General features: G+C 42.1%; 24 protein-coding genes. All 24 read left to right on the forward strand.

Annotation, left to right across the window (positions count from 1 at the left end; genetic code table 11):
* Positions 1 to 118 precede the first annotated feature (118 nt).
* The 24 genes from R8P61_17835 to R8P61_17950 all read left to right on the forward strand — a co-directional run bounded on the left by R8P61_17835 (position 119) and on the right by R8P61_17950 (position 23,652).
* On the forward strand, positions 119 to 1,123 hold the full coding sequence (locus R8P61_17835; GenBank protein MDW3648935.1) for an AraC family transcriptional regulator ligand-binding domain-containing protein: 1,005 nt from the start codon (positions 119 to 121) through the stop codon (positions 1,121 to 1,123).
* A gap of 48 nt (positions 1,124 to 1,171) precedes the next feature.
* Positions 1,172 to 1,744 carry a hypothetical protein gene (locus tag R8P61_17840; protein MDW3648936.1) on the forward strand — a complete coding sequence of 191 codons (573 nt, stop codon included), beginning with the start codon at positions 1,172 to 1,174 and terminating at the stop codon, positions 1,742 to 1,744.
* Between the two features lie 264 nt (positions 1,745 to 2,008).
* Positions 2,009 to 3,352 carry a glycoside hydrolase family 2 TIM barrel-domain containing protein gene (locus tag R8P61_17845; protein MDW3648937.1) on the forward strand — a complete coding sequence of 448 codons (1,344 nt, stop codon included), beginning with the start codon at positions 2,009 to 2,011 and terminating at the stop codon, positions 3,350 to 3,352.
* A gap of 70 nt (positions 3,353 to 3,422) precedes the next feature.
* A complete protein-coding gene (locus tag R8P61_17850) occupies positions 3,423 to 4,268 on the forward strand; it encodes a LytTR family DNA-binding domain-containing protein (protein ID MDW3648938.1) in 846 nt (281 codons plus the stop codon).
* Between the two features lie 146 nt (positions 4,269 to 4,414).
* On the forward strand, positions 4,415 to 5,944 hold the full coding sequence (locus tag R8P61_17855; GenBank protein MDW3648939.1) for an amidohydrolase family protein: 1,530 nt from the start codon (positions 4,415 to 4,417) through the stop codon (positions 5,942 to 5,944).
* Between the two features lie 333 nt (positions 5,945 to 6,277).
* Positions 6,278 to 6,967 (forward strand): alpha/beta hydrolase, encoded by a 690-nt coding sequence (locus R8P61_17860; GenBank protein MDW3648940.1) that lies wholly within the window; start codon positions 6,278 to 6,280, stop codon positions 6,965 to 6,967.
* 16 nt (positions 6,968 to 6,983) lie between these two features.
* Positions 6,984 to 7,538 carry a hypothetical protein gene (locus tag R8P61_17865; protein MDW3648941.1) on the forward strand — a complete coding sequence of 185 codons (555 nt, stop codon included), beginning with the start codon at positions 6,984 to 6,986 and terminating at the stop codon, positions 7,536 to 7,538.
* A 273-nt stretch (positions 7,539 to 7,811) separates the two neighbouring features.
* Entirely contained in the window at positions 7,812 to 9,542 is a 1,731-nt protein-coding gene (locus tag R8P61_17870; protein ID MDW3648942.1) for an amidohydrolase family protein, read from the forward strand.
* Between the two features lie 200 nt (positions 9,543 to 9,742).
* A complete protein-coding gene (locus R8P61_17875; protein MDW3648943.1) occupies positions 9,743 to 11,608 on the forward strand; it encodes a PQQ-binding-like beta-propeller repeat protein in 1,866 nt (621 codons plus the stop codon).
* Positions 11,609 to 11,642: 34 nt separating this feature from the next.
* Entirely contained in the window at positions 11,643 to 12,749 is a 1,107-nt protein-coding gene (locus R8P61_17880; protein MDW3648944.1) for a VOC family protein, read from the forward strand.
* Between the two features lie 20 nt (positions 12,750 to 12,769).
* Entirely contained in the window at positions 12,770 to 13,051 is a 282-nt protein-coding gene (locus tag R8P61_17885) for a hypothetical protein (GenBank protein ID MDW3648945.1), read from the forward strand.
* Positions 13,052 to 13,089: 38 nt separating this feature from the next.
* A complete protein-coding gene (locus tag R8P61_17890; GenBank protein MDW3648946.1) occupies positions 13,090 to 14,025 on the forward strand; it encodes an alpha/beta hydrolase in 936 nt (311 codons plus the stop codon).
* 3 nt (positions 14,026 to 14,028) lie between these two features.
* Positions 14,029 to 14,490 carry a GNAT family N-acetyltransferase gene (locus tag R8P61_17895; protein ID MDW3648947.1) on the forward strand — a complete coding sequence of 154 codons (462 nt, stop codon included), beginning with the start codon at positions 14,029 to 14,031 and terminating at the stop codon, positions 14,488 to 14,490.
* Positions 14,491 to 14,526: 36 nt separating this feature from the next.
* Entirely contained in the window at positions 14,527 to 15,162 is a 636-nt protein-coding gene (locus R8P61_17900; GenBank protein MDW3648948.1) for a hypothetical protein, read from the forward strand.
* Positions 15,163 to 15,174: 12 nt separating this feature from the next.
* Complete coding sequence (locus R8P61_17905; GenBank protein ID MDW3648949.1) at positions 15,175 to 15,849, forward strand: hypothetical protein; 675 nt, start codon at positions 15,175 to 15,177, stop codon at positions 15,847 to 15,849.
* 24 nt (positions 15,850 to 15,873) lie between these two features.
* Entirely contained in the window at positions 15,874 to 16,764 is an 891-nt protein-coding gene (locus R8P61_17910; protein ID MDW3648950.1) for a helix-turn-helix transcriptional regulator, read from the forward strand.
* A gap of 96 nt (positions 16,765 to 16,860) precedes the next feature.
* Positions 16,861 to 17,730, forward strand: a complete 870-nt coding sequence (locus R8P61_17915; GenBank protein ID MDW3648951.1) for a nuclear transport factor 2 family protein — start codon at positions 16,861 to 16,863, stop codon at positions 17,728 to 17,730.
* Between the two features lie 152 nt (positions 17,731 to 17,882).
* Positions 17,883 to 18,854, forward strand: a complete 972-nt coding sequence (locus R8P61_17920) for a type II CAAX endopeptidase family protein (GenBank protein ID MDW3648952.1) — start codon at positions 17,883 to 17,885, stop codon at positions 18,852 to 18,854.
* Positions 18,855 to 18,906: 52 nt separating this feature from the next.
* A complete protein-coding gene (locus tag R8P61_17925) occupies positions 18,907 to 19,479 on the forward strand; it encodes a Crp/Fnr family transcriptional regulator (protein MDW3648953.1) in 573 nt (190 codons plus the stop codon).
* Positions 19,480 to 19,547: 68 nt separating this feature from the next.
* Positions 19,548 to 20,381: an arsenite methyltransferase gene (arsM, locus tag R8P61_17930; protein MDW3648954.1), complete on the forward strand. Its 834-nt coding sequence runs from the start codon at positions 19,548 to 19,550 to the stop codon at positions 20,379 to 20,381.
* A gap of 95 nt (positions 20,382 to 20,476) precedes the next feature.
* Positions 20,477 to 20,893, forward strand: a complete 417-nt coding sequence (locus R8P61_17935; protein MDW3648955.1) for a DUF1761 domain-containing protein — start codon at positions 20,477 to 20,479, stop codon at positions 20,891 to 20,893.
* A gap of 19 nt (positions 20,894 to 20,912) precedes the next feature.
* A complete protein-coding gene (locus R8P61_17940; GenBank protein MDW3648956.1) occupies positions 20,913 to 21,863 on the forward strand; it encodes a sugar phosphate isomerase/epimerase family protein in 951 nt (316 codons plus the stop codon).
* A 13-nt stretch (positions 21,864 to 21,876) separates the two neighbouring features.
* Positions 21,877 to 22,968, forward strand: coding sequence for a serine hydrolase domain-containing protein (locus R8P61_17945; protein ID MDW3648957.1), 1,092 nt, complete (start codon positions 21,877 to 21,879; stop codon positions 22,966 to 22,968).
* A gap of 75 nt (positions 22,969 to 23,043) precedes the next feature.
* Positions 23,044 to 23,652: a hypothetical protein gene (locus R8P61_17950; GenBank protein MDW3648958.1), complete on the forward strand. Its 609-nt coding sequence runs from the start codon at positions 23,044 to 23,046 to the stop codon at positions 23,650 to 23,652.
* Positions 23,653 to 23,664 lie beyond the last annotated feature (12 nt).

Genomic DNA, 23,664 nt, shown 5'->3' on the forward strand with positions numbered 1-23,664 from the left:
ATTTCTTTACAACAAAGCTAAAGAGGATTTAACCCTGAATAGATGAGAGGAAGCGACAGAGAATTGAGAAAAAGCGACAATTATATAGATTTTTGCCAGCCTATAAGTAGCTTCAGATATGAAGCAGAAACTCATTTCAAAATCTCTCTTCAATAGTTGGCTCCAATTTGCTGCCCAGCAGGGCCACGATACCTCATCTATCCTGCAGCATCTGCAAATTCCTGAAACGGAACAGATGATTCCCTTTTCGAAGTTTGCCAATTTTGCACAGTGGCTGATGCAAAAGTCGGGAAACTCTCAAATTGGATATAGCTTAGGCAGACAATCCAGTTTGGCAGCTATGGGCATGGTCGGTCAATTGATTCAATCGAGTCGGAATATTCGGGAGGGACTGGAACATGCCTGTAAATTTTTCAATCTGTTGAGTGAGGTACTAAGTCTGAAACTAGAAGAAGGAGAAAAATATGCTTCCCTGATATTTGAGTTGGATAAAGAATCAGTGCAAGACTTTCCGGAAGTTTGTCAACAACTCTTGCTCACTTCTATGATCTTCAGTTTCAAGGAAGTTTACTTTCTCACTTTACAGAAAGCTTATCCTCAGCAAGTCGATATCACCTTCGCCCCCATCCATCAAAAAGAAATGGAAGCCCTGTTTCAGTGCCAGATTCGGGCAAAGAGTAATCGGAACCTTATGGGATTCGAAAAGGAAGTATTGGACCAGAAGATATTCTTCGCCGATTATGAATTGATGCTTCATCTGGAAAAACTGGCTTGCCACCGCTTGGGAAAGCAGATGGAAAATCAGCAGGAATTCTCCGATAAGATAAAGGCACTGGTATACACTTTATTAGATCCCAGCTTTCCTTCACTGAAAAGCGTTTCTCTCCAATTGGGCATGTCAGAAAGAAACATCCAGAGAAAACTGAAAGAAGAAAACACCTCCTATTCTTCTTTAATCACAGAAATGAAGAAATCTATGGCCACCGCATTTCTGGACAAAAAGCTTAGCATTAAAGAAACCACTTACTTACTAGGATACTCAGAACCCAGCGCTTTTATCCACGCTTTTATTAGCTGGTTTGGTATTTCTCCGAAAAATTACCAAAATCAACAGATTGCATAGATTTGAATACGTGGAATCTGAGCAAGACATTTCCATAGATTTAACACAATGAAAGAAGGACTTATAAAGAATACCTGGGAATTATTCCTGAAAGAAATACAGACCATCCTGAGTCTCCTATATTTATTGATGATCGGGATTGGAATGATTTTCAATTATAAAAAGTACATCAACTTTGGGATCAACATATTTGAATACGCAGACATCTTTCATTTTCTGATAGCACCTTTTCAGGACATACGCATCATTATGGTTTCTGTGATATCTCTCTTGATTCCGTTAAGTGTATATGGTCTCAGGAAAGCATTTTATAGCCAATTTCCAAAGCTCGGAAAAAAACTCAGTCTGGGACTTCGGGATAAAAGCTGGTATCAAAAAGCAAGAATTATCTTTTGGGGTCTCATCATAATATTTTTTATTTCTGAGGCAGCTTTAGGTTATGCAAATTTCATCAAAAACAACCTCGACTTTCAACCCAGTGTCAGTATTACCTATGCAGATAATGAGAAAATTCAGGGACAGCTCCTCGGCAAAACCAAAGAAGTTCTCTTTTTGCATCAAGCGGGAAAAGTAAAGGTAATTATGATTACTGCGGCAGTTAAAGAAATCGAAATTCTTTAGCCGAGAAAAGAGCAAGAATTTTCGAAAAGAAATCCAAGATTCAGGAAATTGAAAGGATTTATAAAATTATCGCTAAGTTGCTGCCCCAAAAATGCCTACAGAATACTAGCACAATTTTGACTAAGCCTCAGTAGGGGCTTTATATTTTAGGATAAAATGATCTTAGAAAGATTGATTGGATAAAAGCCCTAATCTTTTTCTTGAGAGATCGAATTAGCCACAAATTCTTAATATCTTCGGCTCAAATTAAAATTCACTACTAGCATGTATTTCTCACTACTAAGCAAGAATTACCTCAAACTAGCTATACTCTTTACTTTCCTCATCTCCTTTTCCTGTACTGCAGAAAAAGAAGTTGCAAAAACCAACAAAGTTGAAATCCGAAAAACCGGTTTAGAATATGATTTCTATATCAATGACCAACTCTTTCAGATAAAAGGAGCAGGTCTGGATGTCAATAATGGAAAAAACTTCAAAGCCCTTTCTGAAGCAGGTGCAAATACCTTTAGAACCTGGCGAACGGACCATGCTGAAATGGAATTGGACTCCGCCCTTAAATACAATTTCAAGATTGCTATGGGCATTGATATGGGAAAAGAGCTCGAGCATTTCGACTATAATGATACCGAAGCTGTAAAAAAGCAGTTTGAACGCATAAAAGGAGAAATCCAGGAATACAAGGATCATCCGGCTCTCCTGTGTTGGGTGGTAGGAAATGAATTGAATCTCTTGATACAGGAAGATGGTTCTTTAGGGAAAATAAACCCCAAGGCTTATGATGCACTTTCTGATATTGTAGATTATATCCATGAAGTAGATCCAAATCATCCTGTAACCACTACTTTTGCAGCCGGTGCGCATGGCGAGCATGTAAAGGTCATGCTAGAAAGATGTCCACAAATAGATTTCCTTTCTTATCAGGTGTACAACGATCTCATCAACCTGCCTCGTCAGGAAATGGCTAATAATCTGGATATTCCCTACCTGGTGACAGAATTTGGTCCAAAAGGGCATTGGGAAATGCCATCAACAAGTTGGGGGCGTGAAATCGAGGAGAACTCAAGCCAAAAAGCTGAAGGACTGAGAGAGCGGATGCGCATCGGGCTAAGCTCCGATACAACTGGAAGAAATATGGGAGGCTATGCTTTCGTTTGGGGACAAAAGCAGGAAAGAACTCCTACCTGGTACGGGATGTTTAATAAAGATGGTAAAGCCACTGCCGTGGTGGATGAATTGACTTTGTTCTGGTCAGGCGCTTATCCGTCCAACAGAGCCCCTGCAGTTGAGGGAATGAAACTGGATGATAAAGTAAGTACGGATAATATCAGCCTGAAAGCAGGAACTGAGTACCAAAGTGAAGTTATGGCATTTGACCATGAAGAAGATGCCCTAAGCTACAAATGGGTGCTCATGGAAGAAGTAGGTGCAAGGAGCCAGGGAGGAGCCTTTGAGGCCGAACCTGAAGTTCTTGAACTTGACATTATTTCAGAAGAAAACGGAAAAATCACCTTCAAGGCACCTGCGAATAAAGGCGAATATCGAATTTTCTGCTATATCTACGACGATCAGAAAGTTGCTAACGCAAATATTCCTTTTTTGGTAGAGTAAAGCCTATCTGGCCATTCGAAGGAGACTATTTCCCATTCCTCTGTTTTTTTCCTAAGTTGGTTTAAGCAAGATGGAATTTTTCAGGAATATAGTTAAGCACCTTAATAAGCCTTTCCCCGAGCAGAGTAGCAATTTTGGAGAGCCCAAAATTCTGGCTGCCCTCAGCTTATTTGTAGCCTTATTCCTTTTTGTATTCCAGCCTTTTGGTATTTCGACCATAGAATCCAACAAATTCCTCATCTGCCTGGGATTTGGAGCCATGACCTTCCTGGGAAGCAGTCTGTATGAATTTATAGTTGGGAAGGTGCTGAAACTAAAGGGAGAGCTGGAAAAATGGACCCTGGGAAAATGGATGCTCAATAATCTGGGGATCATGCTCGTCATAAGCCTTGCAAACTTCCTTTTTGCCAGACTAGTCTTTTTTGGCTATATCCAGTGGGAGCTGTTTCCGGCCATGATGTACGGCACATTTATGATAGGGATCATCCCGATTTCCGTCCTGGGCGCATTTATCGTATGGCAGCAGGAAAAAAAGTATATAGGGATAGCTGAAAGTATGAATCAACAGCCCCTCTCATCTTCTTCACAGAAAGCTATCAATGAAAAGCATCTTTTCCAGATCCCACTCAGCAATATTCGCTATATACAAGGTTTACAAAACTATGTTAGCCTGGCTTATATAAATGAGGAAGGTCTATTAAAAAAGAAAACAGAACGAGCGACCCTAAAACATATTCTGGATAATCTTTCAGACAGTTCAATCATTCGCTCTCATCGATCTTTTCTGGTCAATAGTTCCTACATCCTTTCTGCTTCCGGCAATGCCCAGGGACTGCTACTTAGCCTTGCTGACTGTGATCGGGAGATTCCTGTTTCTCGGACCTATGTACCTACCTTTAGAGCAGAAATCGTATAAAACAGCTTTGTAATTCGTCCCACTGCCTTGCAAACAGTCACTTTGCCTTGTAATTCGTACCACTTCCCTCTCAGTCGTCACATCTTCCTTGTCCACAGCAGTTTGAGCGCATAGTTTTGTTTTGTCCATCACTCAAACCTTTTATTATGAAGCTCAAAAAAGTTCTAAAATACGTCCTGATCTTCCTTCTCCTGGGTAGCCTGATACTCCTCTATCTCGCACAGCAAAATACAATCAGGATTTATGGGGGGAAAACAGAAATTGTGAATCATAGTGATTTTCAGATAGAGCAGAAATCCTTTTGCATAGAGCATGTAAATCTCCTGGCTGAAGACGGAGAAAGTTTTATCTCCAATCAACGAATATGCATCGATAACGGAAAAATCGTTTCCGTGGATAGCAGTTTCCAGGCTCCTTCAGACTGGCCCACAATAGATGGTTCCGGAAAATACCTCATACCGGGTCTGATTGATTCACATGTGCACCTTTTCAAAAGTCAAAACGACCTTTTACTCTACCTGGCTACAGGAGTTACAGAAATCCGTGAAATGATCGGGGAAGAAGATCATTTGCAATGGCGTGAAGAAATTAAAGCAGGAAGACCCGGACCTGATATGTTCATTGCCTCTCCCCGCCTGGGAAGTTTTGGTTTCATGGAAGGATGGTTTATGAAAGTTAGCCAGGGCTTCAACAATATCAGAGATGCCAAAGAAGCCGAAAGTTATGTCAATAGATACGCCGAACTAGGCTATGATGCAGTGAAGATTTATTGTTATCTCAATGAAGAAGCCTATGAAGCGGTCAATAAGTATGCGGTGGAAAAAGGAATGAAAGTGGTCGGACATATACCCTTTGACCTTGAGCTGGATGCTATATGGAATTCAAATCAAACTGAAATTGCCCATATCGAAGAATTGATGAATGCTTTCCGCAGAGAATATGGACGATTTGAAACGCAGGAGGAGGCAGATGATTTTTTAGCCTATGTAGATCGGCGTAGCAGAGAGATCGCTCCTAATCTCAAAGAAAACAGGATTTCAGTTACGACTACCATTTGGCTTACCCAAAGTTTCGTCAGACAGAAATTTGAATTGGAGAAAGTGCTCAAAGAAGTAGAACTCGCATATGAAAATCCGGGCATCAGTGAGTGGGATGAAAAAATTCCCGGAGGTCTGGGATGGTTGCCTCATATTAACCGCTATAAAATGCCTGAAGGATTAACTGAAGGAGAAAAGGCAGGACAAAAGATTTGGTGGTATACCTATGGATATGCCTGTCAGCTCATCCTGGGAAGTCTGCATGAAGAAGGAGTGAGTATCATAGCCGGAACAGATGCAAACCTTCCTCCTACCGTTCCAGGCTTTTCCCTGCATAACGAACTACAAGCTATGCAAGAAGCAGGAATGTCACAGGCAGAAGTCCTGAGATCAGCTACAGCCATTCCCGCTCAATGGATGGGCAGTAATACGGGAGTCATAGCGGAGGGCTTCAAAGCCAATCTCTTATTATTGGATCAAAATCCGCTGGCTGATATTTCTCATACCCAAAGTATAAACACGGTCATCCTCGATGGACGGATATACCCAAGAGCTCAGTTAGATGAAATACTGAAAGCCGTAAAAGCAGCAACTGATGCAAGCAGGACAGAAGATATAAGTCGATTTTCTTCGGACTAAAAAGTACCTACGGAAAGAAATAGATGCAGGAGAATTAAAGGAAACAGTATTTCCTCTTGCTTCTATTTTTTTCTATTAGAGAAACCTTCAAGTGCGTCAATATTAGGCATTATCCATAATACAACACATTGACTTCCCGATTATTTAGCTGCCTATTATTCTGCATTTCAATTCTTTTTTATCCAGTCAATATATACACAGGTGATGGAAGATTTGGAGGAATAAGCACTCCTTTTAGCCAAACAAAATTGAGCAAAAAAACTGAGCCGCTATCGTATCAGATAGGGAAATGATTTGCCTCCTTCCTATATTGGGAATTGTAAACAATCAGATATGAAATCCAAGTTGCTGCTACTCCACGGTGCATTGGGCAGTTCAAAACAATTTGAGCCACTCAAAATCCAGCTGAAAGACACCTATGAGCTCTATGATTTGAACTTTGAAGGTCATGGGGGAAGAAGCTCAGAAAATGAATTTTCCATCCAGCTTTTTACAGAAAATGTTATATCCTTCCTTTCAGCCAAAACCCTTTCAAAGGTCAATATCTTTGGCTATAGCATGGGAGGCTATGTCGCACTGAATCTGGCTCATCAACGTCCGGAATTAGTCGATAAAATCATCACGCTGGGGACTAAGTTTGACTGGACAGAGGAATCAGCAGCTAAAGAAACGCGCATGTTGAATCCTGAAAAGATCGAAGAAAAAGTGCCAAAATTCGCAGAGATGCTAAAACAACAGCATGCTCCATTGGATTGGAAAGAATTGATGCGAAAAACAGCCCAAATGATGTTGAGCATCGGTGCGGGAGCAAAGCTTCATCCGGAACAACTCAAGCGAATCCAACAAAATGTAATCATCGGCCTGGGCAGTGAAGACAAAATGGTTAGCCAGGAAGAATCGGAAAAAGCTGCCGATTTATTGCCCAATTCGAATTTTGTCAGGCTAGAGGGAATTCCTCATCCGATAGATCGCATAGATCCTTCCATCCTGGCCGCTTATATCCAGCAAGCCTTTAGCCAGTAAAACAAGCTATCAACAGATGCAATCCTCCCAGGCCTTATCTCCTCAGATTGTAGAGCTTTTGCACCTATACGGCACAAAGCGAGAAATGAGTGCGCATGAGATTTTAATTGGGGTTGGGGAAAGTTGCAACAGCATTTATTATGTATTGAAAGGTGGTTTTCTGAGAAAGTTTTACAATGAAACCTCCGATGTACTGCGTAGCATTTCCTTTCATCTAGCGGAACATCGCCCTTTCATGACCCTCAATGAAAGTTATTTTACAGGAACAGCATCTTTATACGAAATCCGGAGTTTTACCAGTTCTGAAGTTCTGGTATTTGAAAGGGAGCTCGTTGAGAAAATGAATAAAGAACATCCTTTTGTCAGGGAGTTTTACGACAAATGGATACTCGGCACCTTGCTCTTCGAAAATGAATTCAAAGCCCGTCTGATCAGCTACAGCAGCCAGGAATTTTATGACTACCTCCTCAAAGAATATCCTGAAATCATAAAACAGGTCCCCGCTAAATACATTGCGGAAATCATGCGCATTTCCCCCGAATGGCTTAGCAAACTTAAACAAAAGCGCTAGCCTCCCTCACTTTCTTGAATTAGTTCAAGGATCATTTTCCAATTCTTCCCTAATATTGAATTGCAACATTCACATGAATCTATGGTTTGAATCTTTAGCTGAATATAGAGATACAAAATCCTAATCTAAGGTGTGTTAGAACTAGAACGACTGTAAATAGATGGACTTAGGTCCTGACCCTTGTTTAGGCATTCCGATTTTGCGCAATTTTTCCAAAAAAATGCAAAAAGCCTTCCCAGACAAACAGAAGAATTATCTAAAAAAAAACTTCTCATGACTACTACCCTCATCAAAAATGGCACTTTCTTCGACGGCAGTGGAGCCAAAGGGAAAAAAGCGGATGTCCTGCTTAAAGACGGAAAAGTGGAAGCGGTTTTTGATACAGCTCCTGAAATAGAAGCTGCTCAAGAAATTGATGCCCACGGTAAATGGGTAACTCCCGGTTTCATCGACATCCATACCCATTATGATGCTGAGATCGAAGTCATGCCGGGTTTGGAAGAATCTCTGAGACATGGAACCACTACCGTAGTTATGGGAAATTGTTCCATTTCGGCAGCTTTGGGGAAAGATGAGGACATCGTGGACCTCTTTTGCCGGGTGGAAAATATGCCCGCCCAGGTCCTGACTGAATGGATCAAGGACCGCATCAGCTGGAAAAATCTGGGCGAATACTATGAGCATTTGGAAACCCTGCCCATGGGACCCAATGTCGCCAGCTTTGTAGGCCATTCAAATATCCGTATTGCAGCCATGGGAGTAGAAAGGAGTTTCAAACAAGCCCATGCTAAGGAAGCCGAAAAAGTGAAGATGGATAATTACCTGCAGGAAGCTATGGAAGCAGGTTATCTGGGTATGTCCATTGACATGCTACCTTTCCATCGTTGGGGAGGCGTATTCACTAAGGAATACAAAGGCACTTCCGTTCCCTCTCAACAGGCCTCGGTCAAAGAATACCGTAGACTCGCCAATATCCTGCGCAGATATAATCGGGTCTTACAGGCAACTCCCAATGCCCTGGATAAAATGTCAGGGGTACACCTATTGGGCATGAGTTCCGGTTTATTCCGAAAACCCCTGAAAACAACCATCGTAGCTGCTATGGATCTAAAGTCCAATGAAAGCATCCATAAACTGGTAACCACCCTTGCCATGATGGGGAAAAGATTCTTTAATGCCGACATGAAATTCCAGGCATTGGCCATGCCTTTCCTCAACTATGGTGAAGGGCCCATCACCCCGCTTTTCGAAGAATTCCCTTCTATGGTAGAAGTCATAGGAGCAACACCCGAAGAAAGAAAAGCAGCCTTCGAAGATCCTGCTTTCAGAAAATGGTTTCGAAAAGACTGGAACCATAAAGCTACTTCCGTTTTTCCCCGCTTATTGAAAGAAATGACCGTAGTCAAAGCTCCGGATAGCAGCCTGATTGGCAAAAGCTTTCAAGAGCTGGCAGATAAACAAGGAGGTGATGCTTTGGATTACTTCATGGACCTCATCATCCAATTCGATACCGATCTAATCTGGAAATGTACGGCTGCCAATCACAGAGATGATGTCCGTGTCAAACTTCTGGCTCACGAAGCCACCATTCCCGGCTTCAATGATTCCGGTGCTCATAATGTCAATATGGCATTCCATGATGGTTCATTACAGGCCTTGCGCCAATCTTTAGAATACCCTGAGATATTCCCGATTGAAAAAGCCATCCATCGACTCACCCAAATGCCCGCAGAATGGCTGGGACTGGATGCCGGTTCATTAGAGATTGGAAAGAGAGCAGATGTATGTGTAATCGACCCTTCAAAACTGAGTAGCGGTCTTACAGAGGAACCCATCGAAGACTATCACTCCAGCCTCAAGGGTTCTTTCCGTTATGTCAAGCGATCAGACGGAGTAGTAAATCATGTATTCGTCAATGGAGAAGAAGTATTCAATGACCAAAACGGCTTTTCTGCAGGAGTAGGAAAACAGAAGTACGGACAATTGCTTAGGAGTATCAATTAAGCCCTCCCCTTGCTCTTTAAGCTAAAGAAGGTGCGTAAGTCCAGAGGCTCGGTCTGCGCGCACTCCTTTGTTTTTCAAAACAAGGGATTTGCCTGAGGGCAAGCTTTATTTCTCTCCTACTGGAATCTCCAAGATATTCTGACTAATATGAGTGTAGGAATATGCTTCTGCTCTTAGCAAGCATCCACTAACGGAGATCCATGCTGAAAAAACTACTACTATTGACCGCTGTCGTCATTCTAATCCTCGTTTTGAGTTTGAATTGGCGAACGGAAAACGTTTCGGGCGAAAGGATAACCGAAGAATTGGAAATCCAGGAACTCTTCGAAACTCGTTGCGGCATTTGCCACAATGGAGCTAGTCCCGAAGCTCCCAGAGTCAGTTCCCTAAAACTCCTCCCGGAAGCCCAAATCCTGGCCGCTCTGAAAACAGGGGTTATGAAGAATCAGGCGGCTATGCTCTCTGATAAGCAACATAAAGAGCTTGCAGCTTATATTTCAGAGGTAGATGCTCATTCAGAATCAAATACAATTGTAAAGGGATTATGCAGCGAGGAAATGGATCTTACTGCCTCTTCTTCCTCTGCTCAAATCAATAATTGGGGGATGGGCCTGGAAAGTCATCGTTATCAGGATGCAGAAAACTTGGCGATCAAGGCATCCAATGTCGCTAAGCTGGAACTGGACTGGGCCTTTGCCTTTCCCAATGCTTCCAGGGCCAGAGTCCAACCAACTATTTCAGGCAATACCCTTTTCACAGCAAGTCAACAAGGAACGATCTATGCACTCAATCGAAAAACGGGATGCATCCAGTGGACTTTTCAGGCGGATGCTGAAGTCCGGAGTGCACTCGTCATTGGCCGAGATTCAATAGGTCAGGCCAATCGTCTGTATTTCGGTGATTTCAATGCCCAGCTATATGCCCTTGATCTCCAAAAGCGAAAACTCCTTTGGAAGAAAAAGGCCGATGATCATCCGGTAGCAACCATCACAGGAAGTTTAAACCTGTATAATGACAAACTTTATGTACCCATTAGTTCAACAGAAGTAGTCAGTGCAGCAATTGAATCCTATGTCTGCTGTAGCTTTAGAGGAGCAGTAGCCTCCTTTGACACTAAAGATGGAAGCCTGCTTTGGAAAACCCAAACCATAGCAGAAAGTCCAAAGGAAGTAGGAAAAACAGCCAAGGGGATAGCCATCATGGCCCCTTCAGGTGCACCGGTTTGGACCAGTGTAACTATAGATACTCAAAGAAACTGTCTCTATGTTGGGACAGGAGAAAATTATACCCGGCCAGCCAGCCAGACAAGTGATGCTATCCTGGCCTTTTCTCTGACAGATGGGGAACTTCTTTGGAGTCAGCAAACCATTTCCAAAGATGCCTGGAATGGAGCCTGTGTTACCCTCGATCGCCGAGCCAATTGTCCGGAAGACAATGGCCCGGATGCTGACTTTGGAGCAACACCTATACTTGTGAAGAGAGAAGCTGGAGATTTGATTTTGGCAGGACAAAAATCCGGATGGGTCTATGCCCTTGATCCCGATAATAAAGGAGCCATTGTTTGGAAACAATTGGTAGGAAGAGGTGGCATGATGGGCGGGATACATTGGGGAATGGCAACGAATGGGGAAGAACTCTATGTACCTATCAATGATGGAGGGGTTTATGGCTTAAACACGGATAAAGAAAAATCTCCCGGTATGCATGCCCTCAATATTGCTGATGGAAAAATCCTTTGGTCTACCCTGGAAGAAGATCGATGTAAAACGACATTGAGAGGATGTGGTCCGGGTATCTCTGCTGCGATTACTCTTACACCCGAAGTCGTATTTGGAGGGGCATTGGATGGAGTATTAAAAGCTTATGCAACTGATAACGGACGAGAACTTTGGAGCTTTGATACGAAGCAGGATTATGAAGCTGTAAATGGAGTAAAAGCCTTTGGAGGAGCCATAGATTCTGATGGACCTGTAATTGTAGAGGACCAGGTATTCATTACTTCCGGCTATGCAAAATTCAGCGAAATAGAAGGCAATGTCTTGCTTTGTTTCTCTCTCAAAGAATAGCTTTCCTTTTAGGCCGAAAAAAACCACATAAAAAATGCCTATTCCTTCTCAACATACGCCCATCAAATGGTACCAGAGGAAAGCCACAAAATGGGGCCTCGGAACGCTGACTCTCATTGCGATCGCTTTCTTTGGGCTGAAGTCTTACCTGAGTTCCCCAACTCAGGCACAAGCGAATATCACAGACTCTCCTAGCAGCATCATCGGCTTCAACCATGTCGGGATTTCGGTCCTTGATCTGGATAAAATGCTCGACTTTTACCAAAGGACCACTTCTTTTGAATTGATAATAAGAGAAACAGTCAAAGAGAATCCAGCGGCTGATAAATTGTTTGGCCAGGAAGGAATAAGCTTTGAACGAGCGGTTCTAAAAGCCCCCAATATGCTACTGGAACTAACTGAATTTGAAAATCAGAGCGATAGCATCATAGAAAATATGCCCCCACAGGGACCGGGCATGACACATACCTGCTATCAATCAGCTATGGCCAGATCGGGTTATGCTCAATTCAAAAAAGGAGGAATAGACATGCTGACAAGAGGAGAAAAAGCTGTCAAACTGGGAAATTATGGCGTAAGTTATGCCTATGGCTATGATCCTGAAGGCAATATGTTGGAGATGGAACAAATGTCAGAAGATATCATTTCGCTCAACATAGACAGTGATTGGGCAGAGGCAAATCCGATCTGGATGACACAGGTGGCTATTCTAAGTCCGGATATCGAAGCTCTCAAAGCTTTTTATCAAACTGTCCTCGAAATCGAACCTGCCAGGGAAGGACTTTTCAAGGATAATCCTGCTTTTGATGAAGTCGCAAACCTCAATGATCTCTCCTTCAAAGCTGCCTGGTTTATGTTGGATGGCAGAGGAAAGAAACTGGAACTGATGGAATATCAGCCTCCAAATGCAACTCCCAAACCTACAGGAAAACGGAGAATTACAGATCTGGGATATAGCTATTCCTATGAGGTATTGGATATAGATAAGGAATACCAGAGATTGCAAGCTGCTGATGTTGAGTTTGTCAGTGAACCGCAGAAATTAGGAAACTTTGTGATGGTCTATGCACATGATTTGGATGGAAATGTCTTTTCGCTCAGGCAAGCCCTGGAAGAAGAGTTTTCCTTGAAAAACTTTTAATCAAACATCTGGCAGTAGAAATGAAAAGTCAAACAAAAACAGCCATTCTTTTGGGCTGGGCCTTTGGAGGCCTGCTTGTGATCATCGGAATTCTGAACATATTTCTCGTTCATCCCGTACCCGGACTCATTTATCTTCTATTATCTATCCTCTTTCTTCCTTCTGCAACTGCCTATCTACAAGACAAATTTTCCTTTACCATGCCTTCGGCGGCTAAAATCATATTGGGCATCCTTATCATGTGGTTTACCCTGGGGGTAAGTGATCTCTTCGAGCTACTTGAAGCAGCTACGCTTAGATAGCTATATCACAACTTTTCAAGGGAAGAATAGTATGATAAATGAACATAACTATATCCACTACTTTTATGAAACCTGCTATTCTTTTTCCTATCCTGATTTCCTTTCTATTGCTCACTTCTTGTGGGAATCAAAAAACCCAGGAAGTAGCTTCAACACCAGACATCCCAGAAAAAGTAGAACTTAGGAATGAAGGGGTATTTATCCATCATCAAATGTTTGGGAAAGGAGATACGACCCTCCTCTTTGTACATGGATGGTGCATAGATCAAACTTATTGGAATCAACAGATCGAGGCCCTAAAAGATCAATATCAAATTCTTGCCATAGATTTAGTTGGATTTGGAAAATCTGGAAAGAATAGAGAAAAATGGTCCATGGAAGCTTATGGAAGAGATATTCGAGCTGCCATAGATCAATTGAAACTAGAAAATGTCATCCTTATCGGGCATTCTATGGGTGGGGACGTTATACTCGAAGCGGCCATAGAGAATGATAAGGTAATAGCCTTAATCGGTATTGATAATTTTAAAGATGTAGGACAGGGATTGGATGAAAAAGCACAGGAAGAGATCGGCAATTTCATGACAATGCTTAAGGGCAATTTCTCTGTTGTTGCTCCTGCCTATGCCGAGCAATTTCTCTTTCACCCAAATATGGATACTACGCTGAGAGAGCAACTGAAATCTGATTTTGCATCCAGTGATTCTGTGAGTGCAATTGGAAGTTTGGAAGCTTTATTTTCCTATGCAGAAAAAGAAGCGAAACAACTGACCCGCCTAAAACAAAAACTTTACCTCATCAATAGCACGGCCATTCCAGCAAATTGGGAAGGCTTGATTAAGAGTGGAGCATCCTATGAGGTTTTTGATATTGATGGGACAGGGCATTATCCCATGCTTGAAAAACCCCAGGTATTCAATAAACTCTTGGAACAAGCCCTGCAGAAAATCTCCACACAGCATTCAGAGGAATAAAATATGTTGAAGATCAGAAGCGCTACCAAAGAAGATGTATCCATCCTCTATGAACTCATCATAGGCATTGCCCGATACCACGATCAGGAATATGCGGTTAAAACCACTGAGGAAGAATTGCGAAAATCCGGCTTTGGCGAATCGCCTCGTTTTGGCGTCCTTATCGCTGACTATAATGGAAAAGCCGCAGGCTACCTTTCCTATACCTGGAGCTACTCGATTTGGAATGCCGGGACCTATATGAATCTGGATGACCTTTTTGTAAAAGCTGAATTCAGAGGAAAAAAAATTGGGGAAGCCTTGATGCAAGAAGCAAAGCTTTTATGCCAAAGCAGAAATACAAAGCTGATCCGCTGGGAAGTACAAAAAGACAATCCGGGAGCCATTAAATTTTACGAACGCCTGGGAGCCAAAATGAAGATTAAAGGGATATTTCGCTGGGAGTTGGAAGAGAAATCCTCATGATAAATATCTAGTAGGTAGATATAGCATAAATAAATCATGAAAAACACACTCATTATTGCTAAGACTAGCTCTTCTAATTTTGCCTGGGGAATCTACGGATTTTGTAAAAAGGTGCTCTGGGAAGACATCAAGTTCTACAATCAAGACGATGTGCATTTGGCCAGTACCTGCCTCAACAGTAAAACCTATTTAAGAGAAGCATTGCCAGAATTAAGGGGAAAGCCGGAAGAGCTTTTATTTGCAAAAGCAGTGGAGCAATTTCTGGCAGACGACAGCTGCCATTATTGGTATTATTATGATCGAGAGGGAAGAGATGCTGAAGACTTTTACGAAGTCCCCTATTGGGGTCCGAAAAATGAAGATGGGATTAAGCCAAGATCCATCGAGACCTGGCATCCTGATGAAAGATTGGGGATAGAGAGCCTTCAGTCAGGGGCTAAAGCATTTTTATCCAAGCATTTAGGGATAGAAAATTGCGAAATCATCGTAGATTATGAATCTGACGAATCTTTTGAAGAAAGCCTTCAGTCTTTTAAAGAATACGCCGAGGTCTTTTGGGGAGAAAAATCTCCGAAGATTGAGTTTAGTGATGATTTAGTCCAACAGCTTTCTCATCTATGGCAACGATCAAAAGACGAAGTATTGCAAAGACTAATGAATGCGAGCAAATAATTTCCCGAAACCATGAAAAAACTATTCTACCTCCTGACTTTCCTACTCTTCAGCTCCGGTCTATTTAGCCAGAACATAGAAGCCTATTATGGAGCTACCTCTAGCATGCTTAACAGTAATATTCGCGAGTCTTCCCATGAATTTGTTGAGTTTAATAGAAGCACAAAGTCCAGCTTTTCTATCGGGATAAGCCAAATAAAAATACCGATAGGGAAAAAGAAATTCTTGTTGAATGCATTCATAAACTACGACGATTATGAAGGAAAGCTCAGCAGCAGCACAGAGTTACCGGGAGTTATTAATTCTACCCAAACCCGGGTCAGGAAACAAAGCCTGAGCCTTGCACTTTACCCCCTAAACCTACATTTTTTTGCAAAAAGGCTATGGATTTCAGTCGGTCCCGAATACGCCAGGCCCATTCAACAATCCCTCAGTGGCTACCATGCCTATGCCTATATTGATGAAGGTTTGATAAAATCAATCAAGGACAATGATCCCGCATATTTAGTCGATGATCGTTTTAGTTTAAACTTCCGAATGGACTTCAAGCTCCTTCAAATGGAAAAGCTTTCCCTCCATTTTATGTCCAATTACAATAAGGGATTAAGCAAAGAGTTTGCAGGATTTGATCACGATCCTTTTGCTGATTTCCTGAGATTAGGATTCGGTTTTGTGCGGAAGATTTAACGGCTAAGCAAACAAAACTGTATCTTGAAATCCTACATGAAGCAGGATCCCATACAAATCAAATTCAAAAACCGTCAAAATCCTCAGGCGGAATTTGACATGATTGATTTAGGGGAAATTTTCTACCGCAAAGACCTGAATCATTCTCCCTTTGATCTTCATCTCGTAAATTTCTACCTGATTGTACTTTTTGAAGAAGGAGAAAGTGGGCACACCATTGACTTTAGCAATTATAATTGTGAAAGGGGAAGCCTTATCACCATTCGAAAAGACCAGATTCACAGGTTCCATAATCATCCCGCAGCCAAAGGAAAATTACTCCTTTTCACCGATGACTTTCTCCTCAGTTATCTGGAGAAACTGGAAGCGCTGAAATCTTTGCAATTATTCAATGAACTCCTGGGGGAACCCAAAATTCAGTTGAATGAGAGTGAATTAAATGAAGTCCAGAACCTCATTCAACGAATAAGTCAGGAGTATTTCAAAACCAATGATGAGTACTCACTCGGAATCATCCGCAGTGAATTACACATCCTCCTGGCCAAACTCTACCGTATCAAATCCCAAAGAAACCAGATCATAGAGAACCGCAAATACCTCGAAGAATTCATCAAATTTCAAAACCTGGTCGAAAAGTACGCAAATCAGCATAGCAAGGTAAAAACCTATGCAGACATGATGAGCGTAAGTTCCAAAACCCTCAATGCATATACCCAGGCGATTGTCCATAAATCAGCCAAGGAATTTATCGATGAGATCTGCACCAAACAGATCAAACGCCTCCTCATCAATACCGAACTTTCCGTAAAGGAAATTGCCTATGCTTCGGGTTTTGAGGAAACCACCAATTTCTATAAATACTTCAAACGCCAGACAAGTTTCACCCCAGAAGGTTTTCGGGAAAGCGCCCGCTAGTTTCCCATTTTTACAGTCATTAGGCTTTTTCTTATATCCATTTACGGGAGAATCATTCCCAGCTTTGCTTCATCATCACAAAGCAAATAAATCAAGATGAAAGCAATAACATTTTTTAGCCTCATTGCCCTCGCGATTGTATCAATCAATTGCAGCGGCAACAAACAATCAATGTCTCAAACTAAGCAAAAAACTCCTATGGAATTGACAAACAAGGAAAAAGCAGTCGTACTTATTGAAAGCCTTCAAACTGGTGCTCAGGAGCCCGCAGGATACATCAATCCGAGCAAGTACATCCAGCATAATCTGGCAGTAGGTGATGGCCTCGCTGGATTTGGTGAAGTAATAAAAAATGCACCTCCAACAGGCTTTAAAGCCAAAGTTATACGTGCATTTGAAGATGGAGATTTCGTTTTCCTACATTCTGAGTACGACTTCTTCGGCCCGAAAGCCGGTTTCGACATCTTTCGATTCGAAGATGGAAAAATTGTTGAGCACTGGGATAATCTCGCAGAAATCACCCCTCCCAACCCTAGCGGAAGAACCCAATTGGACGGAGCTACCGAAATCACAGAGATGGATAAAACGGAAGTAAACAAAAGCATCGTTCAGAATTTTGTCACCGATATCCTCCTAAATGGAGAAGCCGATAAAATGACGGATTATGTGAGTACAGAAACCTATTTGCAACACAATTCAGGAATTGCGGATGGACTCGAAGGATTGGGTGGAGCCCTACAGTACTTTGCAGAAAATGGCCTGCTTTTACAGTATGATAAATTGCACAGAGTTCTGGGCGAAGGGAACTTTGTCCTGACGGTAAGTGAAGGGAAATTTGGGAAAGGAGATCATGTAGCATACTACGATCTCTTCAGATTGGAAGAGGGTAAAATCGTTGAGCACTGGGATATCATTGAAACCATTTTACCAGAAGATCAGTGGAAAAATAGCAATGGGAAATTCTAGTTGACATTGATAGTCATGAGAAAGGACCACTCTATGATGAGTGGTCTTTTTTTTGTGCATTCTCCAACTTTCAACTTCACTTATCACTCCTTTCTAAAAATAAAACACTCACTTAATCTAAATTCCCCATTACAGGGAAAAGCTACATCGATATGAAGGGCATCTTTACAAACGCAAATGAAGGCCGATTGCGAGCCGGATGGAGAATTCTCTTTTTCCTCTTTTTATTCTGGATAGGAGCAGCTACAATTTTCGTAGTTAAACCTCTTTTGGGAGATATTAGCAAAAAGGCTTTTCTCGGGGATTACAGTTTGCTGATAGTAGCGATTCTTGCAATCACTGCTTCCATTGCTGTACCCATAGCAAGAAAATACCTGGACAAAAAATCTTTTGTCTCATTGGGCCTAAAAATAGACGCACATACCTTCAAGGATTTGTTTTTCGGCTTTTTTCTCAGCGCTGCAATGGCTGGCCTGTTTTATCTCCTGGCAATTTCTTTGGGACTGATAGAATATCAGGGAATAAACTTCCAACTTTCATCTTCAGTACAAGGCTTCAATTTTGTAACCTTCATGAAAGTTCTTTCCTGGGGCTCCCTCCTGCTATTACTCCTGGAACATATACTGGTTGGCTATTGGGAAGAACTATTTTTTCGCGGCTACTTACTTCAAAATATGGCTGAGGGCATGGGTTGGATAAAAGCCATTGTTATTTCCTGTCTGATTTATGGTATCGTTCACGCAAGCAATCCAAACGCAAGCTTGATTTCCTCAAGTATCATCGTTCTTTTCGGATTTCTACGCATCTATGGTTACCTCAGCAGTCAAATGCTTTGGCTATCCATAGGCATGCACATAGGCTGGAATTTCTTTCAGGGCCCGATCTTTGGATTTGCTGCCAGCGGGCATCAAAATGCAACTTTGATACAACACAGCTTAGTATCTGAGAAAGCCTGGTTAAGTGGGGGCGAATTTGGGCCAGAAGGAAGCATATTGATCATTCCCATCATACTGCTGGCAATGTATGCGATGAAATTATACACCCGAAAACGTCCGGGAATTCAAATTCGCCCTCAGAACAAAAACATAGAAAACACGCCAGAGATACAACCATTTTCCCGGTAGGATAGTAAGATGAAACTAGACCATTCGCCACTCATCTACTCTCCTTCATAAAATGGACATCTTTGACAGCTTTCTCCAACAATTTCCCAACTACTCCCCCGAGGCATTTGAGGCAGTGAGGCCTTACCTGAAAGTTCGGGACCTGATAGCAGGGGAATATTTCCTTCAGCAAGGAGAGGTTTCCAAACAGATTGCATTTATTGAAGAAGGTTTACTGAGGCTTTACTACCTCAAAGACGGCAAAGAAATCACCCATTGTTTCTGCAAAGAAAAAACACTCTCCACTTCCTATAGTAGCCTTATCACCCAAACAGAAAGCAAAATTTCGATTCAGGCCATCGAAGCCAGCCGATTGATTGTGCTTTCGTATGAAGCTTTGCAGAAATTATATAGAAGCCATTTATTTTGGCAGGAAGTCGGAAGATTAGCGGGCGAAAATGAATACGTGATCAATGAACATCACAAGCATTTTCTCATGGACCTATCTGCAACCGAAAGGTATTTGCAGATCCTCGAAAAAGACAAAGCGCTTCTCCAACGCATTCCTTTACGTTATCTAGCTTCCTATTTACAGATTGCCCCAGAAACCCTGAGCAGGATTCGAAAAAAGATCTCCCGAATTTGACCCAGGTCAATTTTCGAGAAGCTTACAGGCGACAACTTGATCCATCGTTTAATTTTAACCCCTTTAACATGGATACAAAAAGTCTGAAAACTTCCGTTGTAGATAGCTATTCTAAATTGGCTACTCTTAGCCAAAAAACAGCCTTCTCCAAATTATTCGCTTGCTGTGATACAGGCGCAAACCCTAGCTTGATAGGAGAAAAAATTGGCTATTCCTCTGAGGAATTAGAAGCTGTTCCGGAAGGATCAAATTTGGGAGTTGGGTGTGGGAACCCTTCGGCCCTTGCCAAAATTCAAAAAGGAGAAACCGTAATTGACCTGGGATCCGGTGCCGGTTTTGATGCCTTTCTTGTCTCCCCCATCGTAGGAGATAGCGGGAAAGTCATAGGCATTGATCTCTCGGAGGAAATGCTAGAGCTAGCTAGAAAAAACTCCAAACAGGGTCAATTTGCTAATGTAGAGTTTCTGAAAGGAGATATAGAAGCCCTTCCCCTTCAGGAAGAAATCGCCGACCATATCATTTCCAATTGTGTGATCAATCTTTCTATCAACAAAGCGGAGGTTTACAAGGAAGCCTATCGGGTATTAAAAAATGGGGGTAAAATCTCAATCAGTGATATCGTACTGGAAAAAGACTTGCCTGATTTCATCAAAAATTCTCAGGCAGCGCATATTGCCTGTATTGCAGGTGCTGAGAAACTGGAAGATTATTTAGGATATGTGAGAGCAGCTGGATTTCAGGACATCCGGATTGAAGGCAAACAATCCTTTCCATTGGAAGTCATGCTGTTGGATCCACAGCTACAGCAGTTAGCCCGGGAACTCAATTTTGATATGAATAGCCAGGAAGTGAAAGAACTTGCCAGCAGGGTGAGTAGTATTTCCTTAAGTGCGAGAAAGTAGCGGAGATATGAAATGCATTTCCTCATTCAGGGGAAATGCATTTCGGTTTTCCAACTCCTGATTTTTCCCTACCTTATGAGAAAAACTACTACTCTATGGACTTATCTGGAATAAATCTGGCAGAAATTTTAGTCGCTGCCCTTTCTACTTTTGTCGTCGGTTTTCTTTGGTACGGAGATTTCCTGTTTGGGAAAACCTGGAGAGAATTATCAGGAATCAGTGAAGAAAAAGCCCAAAGCGGACACATGCCCCTCATCTTTGGAGGATCTTTCCTCCTAAATCTCATCATAGCTGCAGCTCTATCCATTTTTACAGAAGTTGCTATGATGTTAGGCACTTCAGCGATCTATGCAGGCATCATGGCTTTCCTCCTTTGCTTTGTATTTGTTGCTACCAGTTTCGGAGTCAATTATCTTTTCGCTCAAAAACCTCTGAAGCTATATCTTATCGATGTAGGCTATATGTTTGTAAGCTTTTTTGTAATGGGCCTAATCGTAGGAGCCTGGTATTGATTTTTTAAAGCATAAAAGAATGGAAAGAAGAAAATTCATACAGAAATCAGGACTGGGTTTATTGGGAATAACAGCACTCGGGCTTAATGCTTGTTCTGATCTACTCCCGGAAGCCTCAGCCCTTCAATTAGGTACCGCTCCTCTTCCTGCAGGCATGCCTTTCAAGATCTCCCTGGCTCAATGGTCCCTCAATAATAGTCTGTGGACGGGCAAATTGGACAATCTGGATTTCGCCCAATACACCAAAGAGACCTTCAACATTGAGGCAGTCGAATATGTCAATCAGTTTTTTATAGATAAAGCCAATGACACTGCATATTTATCTCAAATGAATCAACGGGCTGCTGATCATGGAGTCAAAAATCTACTCATCATGATTGATATGGAAGGGAATCTCGCGAGTTTGGATGAGAAGAGCCGATTAGAAGCCATTGACAATCACTACAAATGGATAGACGCAGCTAAATTTCTCAACTGTCATTCTATACGTGTAAATGCAATCGGCAAAGGAGAACGCAATGCAGTTGCTTCGGCTATGGTAGATAGCCTGGGCAAACTCAGTGAATATGGAGCCAAAGAAGAAATCAATGTAGTGGTTGAAAATCATGGCGGTTATTCAAGCGATGCTGCATGGCTGGCAGGGGTTATCCAGCAAGTCAACAATCCCTATTGTGGGACCCTACCTGATTTCGGCAATTTCATGATCAATCTTTTCCCCCGAAAAGAATACGATCCAATAAAAGGCCTGAAAGAACTCATGCCCTATGCAAAAGGAGTCAGCGCAAAATCCCATGACTTCAATGCGGCTGGAGAAAATAGCCATGCCGACTTCCCTGCCATGATTAAGATTCTTCAGGACTTTGATTACAGGGGCTATGTGGGCATCGAATATGAAGGCTACAAACTGAGTGAAGAAGCTGGCATCAAAGCAACAAAAGATCTACTCATTAAATCAGCCATGGCAAGCTAAGTATCTTTAACCCATGAAAACCTATTCCCTATTTATTTGCCTAGCTCTGCTTATGGCATGTAATATGAGCTCTCCTCCTCAATCCTCTTCTTCTGCGGAGGAAGGTCTCTTTCGTCATGAGCAAGATGAACTGATCATACATGCTATTACCCTTATGCCAGAGAATACCCAATTCGCGATGGCATTGATCAAAGCTGGGGAAGTTGAATTTTTGGGAGTTAACAGAATCGATACTAGTAGCTTTTATACTAAGAATTCCTCCAGTGTCTTTGAAATTGGTTCCATCTCTAAAGTATTTACTTCCACCCTGTTGGCAGGCCTCTCTATTGAAGGTAAAATAAAACTGGAAGATAAAGTAGAAACCCAATTACCCTTTTCCTTCAAACAAGGAAGCGAAATCACCTTTGAGCAACTGGCTACTCATACCGCAGGCTTGCCACGCATTCCTCCCAGCCTGGAAACCGTAAGTCTGGATAATCCTTATTTAGGCTTTGATGAAACAAGACTCAAGCGCTACCTCAGTCAGGAGTTATTGCTGGAAAATGAGCCCGGCAAAGTCTGTGAATATTCCAATCTGAGTGCAGCTGTACTCGGCTATAGCCTGGAGAAAGTAAGTGGGAGCAGCTACGAAGAACTGCTTCAGCAGAGAATCTTCACCAAATATGAGATGCCCCATTCTACTACCCTCAGAGAGAATATTAAAGACAGGCTGGTAATAGGGATCAATGACGAGGGCGAAGAAGTTCCCAATTGGGATATGGAAACTTTTATGGGAGCAGGTGGAATTCTTTCTACCGTCGAGGACCTTTCCAAATTCGCCCTGGCTCAATTTGACTCAAGCAATCAGGAACTCAATCTCACTCGACAGGAATTCTTTCCTGTTACAGAAAATTTCTCCATGGGCCTCGGATGGAGCCTTATTAGCGCCGAGTCCGGAGCCATTTGGAATTGGCACAATGGCGGGACCGGAGGATATACCTCTTCCATGATTCTTGAAACAGAATCCCAAAATGGAGTCATTGTCCTTTCCAACATTTCGGCTCTAGGAGAATTGACCAGCGAAGTTTCCGGACTCGCACATGCCTTGATGCTGAGTTTGGAATAGAAAACCCATTCCCCGACAATCATTCTATTTATAATTAGCAAAACCTTTCGCTTCGTATCCGTAAATAGTAGCATCATGCGAAACACAATCATTTTACTCCTCCTCTCTAGCCATCTATTCATTTCTTGCGAAAATTATTTTGAGGATAAATATGTCTCCCAAAAAGAGATCTACGCTTATCTGGAACAAGCGTCCAAAACAAAGCCTTCTCAAAATCATCCTTCTCCCTTTAGAGAAATTGATTTCGATAAAGTAATTGCATATGATTTTGAGGGGAATTATGAGCCTTACCCAGCTGTTTATAATAATAGTAGCCAAAACTTTGTCCCCGTGGTTTTACGGCAAAAGGTACTCACACAAAAGCAGCTCGATCAAATGCTTAATTTCCTGACGAAGCCCGAAACCTATGGCAAAGGTACAGCAGCTTGTTTTGACCCAAGAATGGCCATTGTATTCTTTAAGGGAGACAAAGTTATATGCCAGATAAACATTTGCCTGGATTGCAATTACCTCACTTCTACCATAGAGATTCCGGCAAGCAGTGAAAAGATGATCCAAATTGATGAAGATTTTGAATATCCCGCTAAGGGGTTTAGTACATCTGGTATTGCAAGCATTATTGAGCTGGCAAAGGAATTGAACATGGAATATGCATCCTACTTCAAAGGAGAACCAATAGAATAGATCAACTTAATC

The sequence above is a fragment of the Bacteroidia bacterium genome (genome assembly GCA_033391075.1).
Lineage (GTDB): Bacteria > Bacteroidota > Bacteroidia > J057 > J057 > JAWPMV01.

Excerpts from the sequence above, each read along its gene's own strand:
- R8P61_17835 (MDW3648935.1), top strand. The coding sequence starts at position 119 with ATGAAGCAGAAACTCATTTCAAAATCTCTCTTCAATAGTTGGCTCCAA.
- R8P61_17840 (MDW3648936.1), top strand. The coding sequence starts at position 1,172 with ATGAAAGAAGGACTTATAAAGAATACCTGGGAATTATTCCTGAAAGAA.
- R8P61_17845 (MDW3648937.1), top strand. The coding sequence starts at position 2,009 with ATGTATTTCTCACTACTAAGCAAGAATTACCTCAAACTAGCTATACTC.
- R8P61_17850 (MDW3648938.1), top strand. The coding sequence starts at position 3,423 with ATGGAATTTTTCAGGAATATAGTTAAGCACCTTAATAAGCCTTTCCCC.
- R8P61_17855 (MDW3648939.1), top strand. The coding sequence starts at position 4,415 with ATGAAGCTCAAAAAAGTTCTAAAATACGTCCTGATCTTCCTTCTCCTG.
- R8P61_17860 (MDW3648940.1), top strand. The coding sequence starts at position 6,278 with ATGAAATCCAAGTTGCTGCTACTCCACGGTGCATTGGGCAGTTCAAAA.
- R8P61_17865 (MDW3648941.1), top strand. The coding sequence starts at position 6,984 with ATGCAATCCTCCCAGGCCTTATCTCCTCAGATTGTAGAGCTTTTGCAC.
- R8P61_17870 (MDW3648942.1), top strand. The coding sequence starts at position 7,812 with ATGACTACTACCCTCATCAAAAATGGCACTTTCTTCGACGGCAGTGGA.
- R8P61_17875 (MDW3648943.1), top strand. The coding sequence starts at position 9,743 with ATGCTGAAAAAACTACTACTATTGACCGCTGTCGTCATTCTAATCCTC.
- R8P61_17880 (MDW3648944.1), top strand. The coding sequence starts at position 11,643 with ATGCCTATTCCTTCTCAACATACGCCCATCAAATGGTACCAGAGGAAA.
- R8P61_17885 (MDW3648945.1), top strand. The coding sequence starts at position 12,770 with ATGAAAAGTCAAACAAAAACAGCCATTCTTTTGGGCTGGGCCTTTGGA.
- R8P61_17890 (MDW3648946.1), top strand. The coding sequence starts at position 13,090 with ATGAACATAACTATATCCACTACTTTTATGAAACCTGCTATTCTTTTT.
- R8P61_17895 (MDW3648947.1), top strand. The coding sequence starts at position 14,029 with ATGTTGAAGATCAGAAGCGCTACCAAAGAAGATGTATCCATCCTCTAT.
- R8P61_17900 (MDW3648948.1), top strand. The coding sequence starts at position 14,527 with ATGAAAAACACACTCATTATTGCTAAGACTAGCTCTTCTAATTTTGCC.
- R8P61_17905 (MDW3648949.1), top strand. The coding sequence starts at position 15,175 with ATGAAAAAACTATTCTACCTCCTGACTTTCCTACTCTTCAGCTCCGGT.
- R8P61_17915 (MDW3648951.1), top strand. The coding sequence starts at position 16,861 with ATGAAAGCAATAACATTTTTTAGCCTCATTGCCCTCGCGATTGTATCA.
- R8P61_17920 (MDW3648952.1), top strand. The coding sequence starts at position 17,883 with ATGAAGGGCATCTTTACAAACGCAAATGAAGGCCGATTGCGAGCCGGA.
- R8P61_17925 (MDW3648953.1), top strand. The coding sequence starts at position 18,907 with ATGGACATCTTTGACAGCTTTCTCCAACAATTTCCCAACTACTCCCCC.
- arsM (MDW3648954.1), top strand. The coding sequence starts at position 19,548 with ATGGATACAAAAAGTCTGAAAACTTCCGTTGTAGATAGCTATTCTAAA.
- R8P61_17935 (MDW3648955.1), top strand. The coding sequence starts at position 20,477 with ATGGACTTATCTGGAATAAATCTGGCAGAAATTTTAGTCGCTGCCCTT.
- R8P61_17940 (MDW3648956.1), top strand. The coding sequence starts at position 20,913 with ATGGAAAGAAGAAAATTCATACAGAAATCAGGACTGGGTTTATTGGGA.
- R8P61_17945 (MDW3648957.1), top strand. The coding sequence starts at position 21,877 with ATGAAAACCTATTCCCTATTTATTTGCCTAGCTCTGCTTATGGCATGT.
- R8P61_17950 (MDW3648958.1), top strand. The coding sequence starts at position 23,044 with ATGCGAAACACAATCATTTTACTCCTCCTCTCTAGCCATCTATTCATT.